This is a genomic window from Bartonella sp. AA18HLJMS (assembly GCF_042197245.1).
Taxonomy (GTDB): Bacteria; Pseudomonadota; Alphaproteobacteria; order Rhizobiales; family Rhizobiaceae; genus Bartonella.
On sequence record NZ_JBHIRP010000007.1, the window covers coordinates 4,913 to 13,919 of the forward strand.

At 39.4% G+C, this 9,007-nt stretch carries 13 protein-coding genes; 9 read left to right on the forward strand and 4 right to left on the reverse strand.

Annotated features, from left to right (window positions below):
• Positions 1-200: 200 nt before the first annotated feature.
• From ACFINW_RS05310 to ACFINW_RS05320, 3 genes are all read right to left on the reverse strand, one after another.
• Positions 201-377: a hypothetical protein gene (locus ACFINW_RS05310; RefSeq protein WP_375673880.1), complete on the reverse strand. Its 177-nt coding sequence runs from the start codon at positions 375-377 to the stop codon at positions 201-203.
• Between the two features lie 138 nt (positions 378-515).
• A complete protein-coding gene (locus ACFINW_RS05315) occupies positions 516-1,031 on the reverse strand; it encodes a short-chain dehydrogenase (protein ID WP_375647037.1) in 516 nt (171 codons plus the stop codon).
• Between the two features lie 18 nt (positions 1,032-1,049).
• Entirely contained in the window at positions 1,050-1,613 is a 564-nt protein-coding gene (locus tag ACFINW_RS05320; RefSeq protein ID WP_375673882.1) for an NADPH-dependent FMN reductase, read from the reverse strand.
• 565 nt (positions 1,614-2,178) lie between these two features.
• Between ACFINW_RS05320 and ACFINW_RS05325 the strand changes: the two genes are divergently transcribed.
• The 9 genes from ACFINW_RS05325 to ACFINW_RS05365 all read left to right on the forward strand — a co-directional run bounded on the left by ACFINW_RS05325 (position 2,179) and on the right by ACFINW_RS05365 (position 7,081).
• Positions 2,179-2,472: a hypothetical protein gene (locus tag ACFINW_RS05325; RefSeq protein WP_375673884.1), complete on the forward strand. Its 294-nt coding sequence runs from the start codon at positions 2,179-2,181 to the stop codon at positions 2,470-2,472.
• Between the two features lie 124 nt (positions 2,473-2,596).
• Complete coding sequence (locus ACFINW_RS05330) at positions 2,597-3,130, forward strand: hypothetical protein (protein ID WP_375673886.1); 534 nt, start codon at positions 2,597-2,599, stop codon at positions 3,128-3,130.
• Between the two features lie 30 nt (positions 3,131-3,160).
• Entirely contained in the window at positions 3,161-3,310 is a 150-nt protein-coding gene (locus ACFINW_RS05335) for a hypothetical protein (RefSeq protein ID WP_375621752.1), read from the forward strand.
• 114 nt (positions 3,311-3,424) lie between these two features.
• Positions 3,425-3,961 (forward strand): hypothetical protein, encoded by a 537-nt coding sequence (locus tag ACFINW_RS05340; protein ID WP_375673887.1) that lies wholly within the window; start codon positions 3,425-3,427, stop codon positions 3,959-3,961.
• Positions 3,962-3,991: 30 nt separating this feature from the next.
• Positions 3,992-4,141 (forward strand): hypothetical protein, encoded by a 150-nt coding sequence (locus tag ACFINW_RS05345; RefSeq protein WP_375621752.1) that lies wholly within the window; start codon positions 3,992-3,994, stop codon positions 4,139-4,141.
• Between the two features lie 116 nt (positions 4,142-4,257).
• Positions 4,258-4,836, forward strand: coding sequence for a hypothetical protein (locus ACFINW_RS05350; RefSeq protein WP_375622828.1), 579 nt, complete (start codon positions 4,258-4,260; stop codon positions 4,834-4,836).
• A 136-nt stretch (positions 4,837-4,972) separates the two neighbouring features.
• Positions 4,973-5,179, forward strand: a complete 207-nt coding sequence (locus ACFINW_RS05355) for a hypothetical protein (protein ID WP_375621755.1) — start codon at positions 4,973-4,975, stop codon at positions 5,177-5,179.
• Positions 5,180-5,531: 352 nt separating this feature from the next.
• The gene (locus ACFINW_RS05360; protein ID WP_375673889.1) at positions 5,532-5,903 is read left to right on the forward strand and encodes a hypothetical protein; all 372 of its coding nucleotides are present in this window, start codon (positions 5,532-5,534) and stop codon (positions 5,901-5,903) included.
• Positions 5,904-5,920: 17 nt separating this feature from the next.
• Positions 5,921-7,081, forward strand: a complete 1,161-nt coding sequence (locus ACFINW_RS05365; RefSeq protein WP_375673891.1) for a DUF6990 domain-containing protein — start codon at positions 5,921-5,923, stop codon at positions 7,079-7,081.
• A 936-nt stretch (positions 7,082-8,017) separates the two neighbouring features.
• On the opposite strand, the gene ACFINW_RS05370 is transcribed toward ACFINW_RS05365, so the two are convergent.
• Positions 8,018-8,341 carry a hypothetical protein gene (locus ACFINW_RS05370; RefSeq protein ID WP_375630071.1) on the reverse strand — a complete coding sequence of 108 codons (324 nt, stop codon included), beginning with the start codon at positions 8,339-8,341 and terminating at the stop codon, positions 8,018-8,020.
• Positions 8,342-9,007: the final 666 nt, after the last annotated feature.

The following is a 9,007-nucleotide window of genomic DNA, read 5'->3' on the forward strand; positions in this document are numbered from 1 at the left end:
CTGTAAAAAGGTGTGTGGTTGGTCAAGAGCCGTGAGAGTTGTGGGGAGGATATGGGGAGAAAAGGTGCCAATGGAGGATGGTTGGATTGTGCAATGTGTCAAAATTGAAATGGGGTAATGGGGAATGGGGGAATGGAGGGCGTTGGGGGAAAAGGGCTGATGTGGCAATGAATAGGCTGGTGATAGGCTTGTAATAGGCTTTAATGGGGCGGTTTATCGGCAGTTTGTTGTTTTCTGTGAATTTGCAAAATCGTAAAAACGTGGAACTGTAATAGGGCGTGTGGTTGGTCAAGAGCCGTGATGGTTGTGAGAGGGGGATAAGCCCGTGTGAGAAGGGTTAGAAAAACGTTTGGTTTTGGAGCTGTTGATATAGGCATGCTGTTTAGAGGCGTAAGGGAGGGGGATTGTTCGTTCTCAAAGCCTATGATGTAAGAGAGTATGAGTTATTTAAGAGGGTGTTCGGGTATGGATAGAGATTGAAGGGGCACTGCTTCTTTGCAAAGCAGAGGTATTGATCATAAGTTTTGTTTATTCATATGGTTTTTTATGGCATCCAGTACCTGTTGGCTTATCTCCTGATGGGGCAGCCGTCGTAAACCTTTTGGGGTTGTTTTTTGTCCTAATTGAATGGGGATAAAATCAACCTTGTTTTTGCGCGCGCACTCGAGGATCATTTGATCATGCGTGTTGGAACCAAAAATATGAAGAATACATGGCGGTTTAGGCAAAAGAGCCAACTGCTCAATTAATGCGCAAGAAAATGCATAGGCGGGCGAATGAATCCATAATATGCAATATTTTAGATCATGCCATTGCTTCACAGCTTCTAAAAATTGTGCCTTTGATGCCGCACAATCATAATCCAACGACACGCACAACTGTTTGTTGTGCAATGCCTCAAGCTGGACTTTATGGGAAAGAAAGCGTGCAGCAATAATCACTTCTTGCGGCTCTAGTGATTGATACAAAGGGGCAAGCATCCCAGTGCCCCCTACCACTAAATAACGATAGTGCGCATCCTTTTTTTTCATGCCCCCTCCCTTATTGCTTTAATTCCCACCTCGTTGCTTTAAAAATGTGTACATTTCATCAGCAAGTCTTTCACAACGGGTTTGTACCTCTTCACTTATAACTTTCCAAGTACGACCTTCATCATCTGAGGAAAAATCTTCGTTGGAAGAGGCAATTTGACATTGGAGTGTATAACCATAAAGCGTGTGCACCACCGGCACTAAATGCTCACACGGTTGTGCGCATTTTTTGGCAGTACTCCCATGAGAGATAAGCCCAACAGGTTTATTTAAAAAGGCATTATAGCTCAAATTATCAAGAGCATTTTTTAAAACACCCGAATAAGATCCTTGATAAACAGGGCTTGCTAGAATAACGCCATCAGCCGCGGCAATGGTTTTGACAAACTCACGGACCGCAGCACTTGGATTAGCCTCTACCTGCTGATGATAATCTGGATCTGTCATCGGCAAGGGCTGTTCACGCAAATCAACCCAATGAAGTGATGCACCCCGCTTTATGAGGCAATCCGCTAAATAATTGGCTAAAGTTCTTGTTAAGGAAGGTTGACGCACAGACCCCAAAATAATTGCTATATTCAACAGGATTCTCCTTTATCTTTTCCCCACAAGCCTATAACGCAAGGCTTATAAAGAATTGTGAGTAAAATGATGCGTATCATTATGCTGTTTATAAAGAGCAATTGTGATGATATCGCATCATCATAGAATCAGTCCATGCTAACAAGATTGTTGACAAAACAACACCTCAAACTTGCAAGGGAATGTTAGTGCTTTCATTAATATTAAAATGCTTGATCTCAAAAGTAGCGGCTGTCTCGTGTTTTAGAAGCGCTTTTATGAATATATTCTAAGCTATTGGCTTGCAAGAACTCTAATGAAAAATGGAAGATATCATCGTATTTTGAATGATCATTGAGCCTTTTTAATTGGAATAAGAAAGTTGTAAGATTTTCTCATTTCAAATGCTCTTATTGCGCGATCATTTGCGCATCAATGGAAGTTGCTTTTTTCATGTCTTAAGTGGGCGGAAAATAATTGAGAAAAGAATAAAAATGCTTCTGTCTTTTCAAGGGATAAGGGCTATCGTAAAAGCCTAGATATGTCTGTTTTTGGGGCAGGAGTGGGGTTGTTGTAGGAGCGGTAATTGGGGGTTGTCCGTGTTGAGGAATGGAGTTATGGCGTGCCCCGTATTACAAGGGAGGGTAAGGCTATTGTAGAGGACGCAGGGGGCGTATATGAATGGCGCCGGATTACATTTTTTACTGAAACAATAGGGGTGATAGAGTTTATAGTAAGGGGATATATTCATGGGGGCGCTATTGTTATCCCCTTCATGGGGGCTGTTCATGAAATGGGGGTGATACGCGTTGGTTTGCAAGTGTTGAGAGGTGTTTTTTTTAAACAAGCACGTGAATTGGCAAAACTATTGGCAACATAAAATATGCAATACGAGTGTTCTCTGGGGTATTCTGTTTGACGACAATGGACGGAATTTTACTTGAGAGATTGTTCGTGTTCTTATAAAAGTCAAGGACAAACAGTTGTATAAAAAGGAAGAGCAAATGAAGGGGGAAAATTCCACATTTTATAACAAACTGTGCTCTGTTGTTTTTGGAAAATCATTTCGTTCTTATAAAGACCATATTATCATTTGGCTTATTTCTATCCTTATTGGGATAGGTCATAAAGCTCTTTTGATCCCATTAGAATCCAAGTGGTCGTTGAGTGTATCGCAGGATAGCGCTCTTTTGGCGCTCTTTGTGCTGCGTGAAGTTATCATGGTGTGTGTTGTTGCCTTGATACCTGTTTTATTGGTGCTTTATCTCATCTTAACGTATTTGTTGAAAAAAAAGATTCAGCAGTTAGAAGAGGCTATCCAGCAACGGGGTCACACAACCGATCAACAAAATAATCCGGTAAAAAACAATAGAGAAAGAATAAGCTGTTTTTTTATCGTATACTTTTGGTTGATATTTCTGCTAGAAGTCTTTTTTCCTGCGGGTGTTGTCATGCTCATTTTAGAATTTTATTATTTTGTTTTCAAGCGCGTGAGAACGTATTGTAGAGTGAAACGGGAATTAAAACGCGTAAGATAAAGAGAGTGACAAGGCGCTTTTGTAGCTATCGTGAGGGGTAAGAGGCAATGTTTAGAAGCTCTCGTGACACAAGAAGAGGGGATGGTTGGAAAATCATCAGGCAAAGAGGATAAAGAAGCCTATCAGGTTTGTAATGAGGAGGATGCTCTTAATCATTGGGAAGAGCAACCACGCTTTTAGAAAATTGGGGTTTTTTGTTGAAAACAAGGGAAGCGCCATGCATCGCACTTTTCGTGGTTCTTAAAAGAGCGGGCATGAGATAAAAAAATGCGTTTTTCATAAAAAGGAAGAGCAATGAAGGGGAAAAATTCAGCATTTTATAATGGACTGCGCCATTTTTTCGAGAAAGATTATTTTTCTGTGCAAGAGTATGTTGTCATTTGGTTCCTCTCGCTCATTATTGAGTTGTGCAACAGGATTTTCTTTCTTCCATCCTTAGGTAGCCAAGAGAACTTGACAGGGTGGCAGGATACACCTCTTTTTCTCTCTCTGTGTGCGTTTTGGCAAGTTATTATAGTGTGTGTTTGGGTCTTGTTTCCAGTTATGTTGATACTCTTCATAACATTGTGGCTTTTGTTGAGAAAAAATACTCAAAAATTGAAAGAAATAAACCAGCAACGGGGTAAAATAACCGATCAAAAGGATCGATATAAAGAAAGTGTGAACTGGAAAATGGACGATATTCTTGTTACAATATTCGGTCTCGTGCTTCTGTTCGTGACACTGTGGGTTGCTTGTATTCCCATGATGATTTTAGAACTTTATTATGGTGTCTTTAAGCAGGTGAGAACGTATCGTAAAGTGAGACGGGAATTAAAACACGTAAGATAAAGAGAGTGACAAGGCGCTTTTGTAGCTATCGTGAGGGGTAAGAGGCAATGTTTAGAAGCTCTCGTGACACAAGAAGAGGGGATGGTTGGAAAATCATCAGGCAAAGAGGATAAAGAAGCCTATCAGGTTTGTAATGAGGAGGATGCTCTTAATCATTGGGAAGAGCAACCACGCTTTTAGAAAATTGGGGTTTTTTGTTGAAAACAAGGGAAGCGCCATGCATCGCACTTTTCGTGGTTCTTAAAAGAGCGGGCATGAGATAAAGAAATGCATTTTTCATAAAAAAAGGAAGAGCAATGAAGGGGAAAAAGTCAGAATTTTATTCAGCATTTTATAATGAACTACGCTATTTTTTTGGGAAAGATTATTTTTCTGTGCGAGAGCATGTTGTCATTTGGTTCCTCTCGCTCATTATTGAGTTGTGCAACAGGATTTTATTTTTCCCATCCTTGGGTAGCCAAGAGAACTTGACAGGGTGGTGGGATACACCTCTTTTTCTCTCTCTGTATGCGTTTTGGAAAGTTATTACAGTGTGTGTTTGGGTCTTGTTTCCAGTTCTGTACATACTCTTCATAACATTGTGGCTTTTGTTGAGAAAAAATACTCAAAAATTGAAAGAAATAAACCAGCAACGGGGTAAAATAACCGATCAAAAGGATTGGTATAAAAAAGGCGATAGAGAAAAATGGAGTGATATTCTTGTTACAATATTCGGTCTCGTGCTTATGTGCGTGACATTGGTGGTTGCTTGTATTCCTATGATGATTTTACAACTTTATTATGGTGTCTTTAAGCAGGTGAGAACGTATCGCTGTTTAAGAAAAGAACTGAAAAACGTCTTGCAAGAACAGGATACAGCGCTTGAGAAGTCATGAGAGGGAAAAAATAATGAAGAAATTATGAGAGATTCAGCCTTTATAGGGATTGCTCTCTATACCATTTTGCCTCTGATATGTTTTGGTGTTTTTTTATGGGTTGTCCGTAAACATTGCTTTAAAGGAGCAGTGTTGGGTGGCATTGAGTGGAAGAAAAGCCGATTATGGATCAGTGTTGATTAAAGGGAATAAGAGCCCGTGGGGTTTAGAGCCTAGAGTGAGTGCTTGGGACTTACTTTATCGTTTGAGGCGTGAGGAAGGAACGGTTTTGCTTGTAGGGGCGCGCGGTATATGGGTTGTTTTCGTATTTTTAGGAGCCTTGTTCATTCAAGCTTTGAAATGAATCCTATTGAAGTGGGGATGCAGGGTCATTTTCTTGAAAATAGGAGAATTTTTAGGAAGAAAAAGCTGAATTGTGACTATTGTTTACAGATTGGTGTGGTTTGAAAATCTTTATTGTTTGCAATGTGAGGAAGGTAAGAGGGTGGCAAGGTAGCAGGAATATTATTATTTTTATTATGACGTAAGCCATAACGGCCTGTGTACTTTTCTTGATTTCGGTGATATTTGGGTTTTGCATCATCATAATGCGTAAATTGGAAAAAAAGATCTAGAAACGAGAAGAAGCAATCTCTGTGTGAGAGCAAATAAGCTCTCTGTCGCACGGGTCTTTTCAAAGAGTGAGAGGGGAATACATGAAGGAGCAAAATTGGACATCAGAGCAAGAAACGCATAAAGGAGCGCATTCTTTTTCGCTCCAGCACGTGTTGCTCTCAGCAAAGGATTATAAAATTATCTTTGCTATTGCGGTTCTCATTATCATGTGGAAAATGGTTCTAGAAATACCAGGTGTATTGAATTGGCAGCTGACAGGGTGGCAATATGTTGTGCATGCCGTTCTCTTTAAAACAACGGACATCATAACGGTTTGTGTTATTATTTTTATTCCGGTTATGTTACGGCTTCGCACCAAAGTGACGGGTGAGTTGTACAAAAATATTCAGAAACTAGAAGAAGCAATCTCGGTGCGAGAGCACATAAGCTCTCTGTCGCACGGGCTTTTTTAAAGACTGAGAGGGGAAAAATGAACAGTGATTCTATAGCCGTATTTCTATTAGATCCCCTGTTTTGGGTGATGATTGTTATTTGCATGATCATTATCATGCTTGTTTTAGCTCTTTATACCTCTGTCTTCAAACGGATGAAAATGAATTTCCAAGTGAAAGGCGCGCTGGAAAGAGTGCTTAAAGAAAATGATCTTGCAACGCAGCAGTTTTGGAAAGATGAAGCCGTGGTGCAGGAGAGGCGTTTGCAACTAAAGGAAAAAGAGTTCTCTGCCGATTATGATGATGATGAAATTCTCACGATAGAAAGTGCAACAGGGCTTTTAAAAAGCTTGGGATGGTCGGTGGAAATCGAGGGAAAGGGAGATTATTTGGCAACCCTCTTTTTACCAGATCGTGAAGTGCAGTTTCTTTATAACGAGCAACGAGTGGAAGAGTTTTCGCCTTTTGATCGCGGACTTTTAATTATGAGCGGTATTTTTGCGGCGGCTTGTCAGACGATTAATCCTCATAATTCTGGGGTTGTGCCAACGGTATTTATGAATTTTGTACCCAATGGATTGGAAATTTTTGAAGAAAAAGTGAGCGTCCAGCTTTTAAAGAAAGCACTCGATAAAACTTTAAAATGGACAATGGAAGATGATTCTTTGCATGAAATGTTTCGCTCTCAATATGGTATTCCCCCTTGGGAAAAAGACTCTTTATCTTGGGCAACGGATGATGACATAGAGCTCGCACCTTATGCTTTGCTGCATCTTGCTGCTCTTGCCTTACTTGGTGATGTTGAGACTTTAGCTTCTTATGACGAAAGTTTTACGGCAGGGGAGAAGCTTGGCTTTGATGAAACCATTGAAAAAGTCCATTTGGAACGCGCTTTAGCGATAGCTCAAGAAGTGAAAAGGGAAGGAAAGTTCAGTTACGATCTGCTGGAACGGGTTGCTGAGAAGTGGTCTATAGCCATGGACTATCAGCTTTTCAGAGTGAGATCCCCTAATACGTGTAATCAAAAACGCGCTTTTCATAAAAAATTAGTCGAGGAGAAAAAACAAGAATTAAGGGAACAAGGATTTGATGTGAGTGATGAACAGTTCGTGTTTGAAGCAGAGGGGGTAAAACATGCTCCTGATATTACTTATATTAAAGATGGTGAACCTGCATTTATGGATATAAAAATTGATTAGTGTTGTACTCTCCTGTTGAAGGAAAGCACTCTTATTTAAAAGATGTGAAAGCGCCATGATTGAGACGCTTTCACACCTTTCTTACCAGAGCCAAATAAAGGGTTCGAAAAATCAAGAATAATAGCCAAGATTTTAAAAAATAGACTGAAAATGGCTTTATTCTCAAGAATAGAGGAGAAAAATCAATTATAAATTCTACTCTCTTCTTAAAGGCGGTCTCTTTTTTGTTAGAAAATGCTCATAAATTATCGCTTATTCAAGCGGTATGAGGGAAAGGTCCATTGACTAAAGCGCTATGGGGGGAGCTCCATTGACTAAAGGCGCTATGGGGAAGCTCTATTGACTAAAGTGCTATGGGAGGGAAGCTAGGGGGTAGAGCCGGGGGTAGAGCCTTTGTCATTTGAGGGGAGAGGAAGGCAAAAAATGGCATTTTTGAGCAGTGTTAAGGTCTTTTGCCTTTGAGGTGTTTTTTGTCTTTTTAAGAAGTCCTTGCCAATGAAGCAGCGCTTGTTAAGCTGCAACAGTGTTTCAGTATGGTGATATTGATATAAAAATTTATGGTATTTTTGTGTTTTTCAGTCTGCTGCATGGAGATCTGGAAGCCAATTCGATGACGTAGGGGATGCATGGTCATTTTCTTGAAAACAGAAGAATTTTTGGGAAGAACAAGAAGATTGCGGACCCTTATTAACGAAAGTGCTATGGGAGCGAAGCTAGGGAGTTAGAGCCTTTGTCATTTGAGATGTGAGACAAGTAAAAATGGCACTTTTGAAGGCGATGATATTTGGCCAATAAAAATAAAAACACAATAAAAACTAAACTAAAACAAAGGAAAAATTAAACTAAAAAAGGCCCTATTTTATAAAGGGCCTTTTTATTTAAATTTTACAATATATACAAAATGTATATAACCTTACTTTAAGAACTTTTTGTATCTTATATTCTAGTAGCAACAAGTTGTACGAAATATATAATAAGTGATCCTAAAAAACCAGCTAGTGCATTCAATAAATTTTCTGCTTTATCGTATATATCGTCGATTGATGCTTGTTCTGATGCGCTTCTATTACTGACTCTCAGTATATTCAATGTATCCGATGTGTCCCTTACTTGTTTAACAAAATGTAAATTTGTTTTCTCAATAGTATAAGGAGCAACAATAGGAGAGGGTTGTTTATTGACTATACGATCAGATTTTTGAATCGCGAGAGCTAAACCACTTGTAATAGCCCCAGCTATGAAAAAATATCTGATATTCATAGTTTTTCTCCTATATTTATTTCGATAAATAAATATCGATACGTATCATATATAAATTCGATTTAAATAACTATAGTAAAAATACAACAATCACAAAAAAGAATAAACTTTGTCTATATTTTGACAAAATTTACTCTTAATTGCCTTAATGAATTCTTTCAGATTCGATTTTATGAAGGCGTAAAAAAGTTTGAAAGCTCTGTAGGCAAGTGGAATCCCATAAGGTGGGTGATACAATGGTTGCTAGCAAACTTCTTTTTGTGCCTTTGACCAAGGATTCATAAAAATGAGGGTTCATAAAAATGAGATGCGATGAAAATTGAGTAAAACCCTTGAAGGGAAGGATGCACTCTTTTGAAGGCGGAGTGCATCTTTTCCATGGATTGGATACTGCCTTTATGAGGGTTTGGCAGTCTCCGTTGAGGGGAAGGATGCACTCTTTTGAGGGCTAGAGTGCATCCTCTTATAGATTGGATACTGCCTTTATGAGGGTTTGGCAGTTTCCGTTGAGGGGAAGGATGCACTCTTTTGAAGGCTAGAGTGCATCCTCTTATAGATTGGATACTGCCTTTATGAGGGTTTGGCAGTTTCCGTTGAGGGGAAGGATGCACTCTTTTGAAGGCTAGAGTGCATCCTCTTATAGATTGGATACTGCCTTTATGAGGG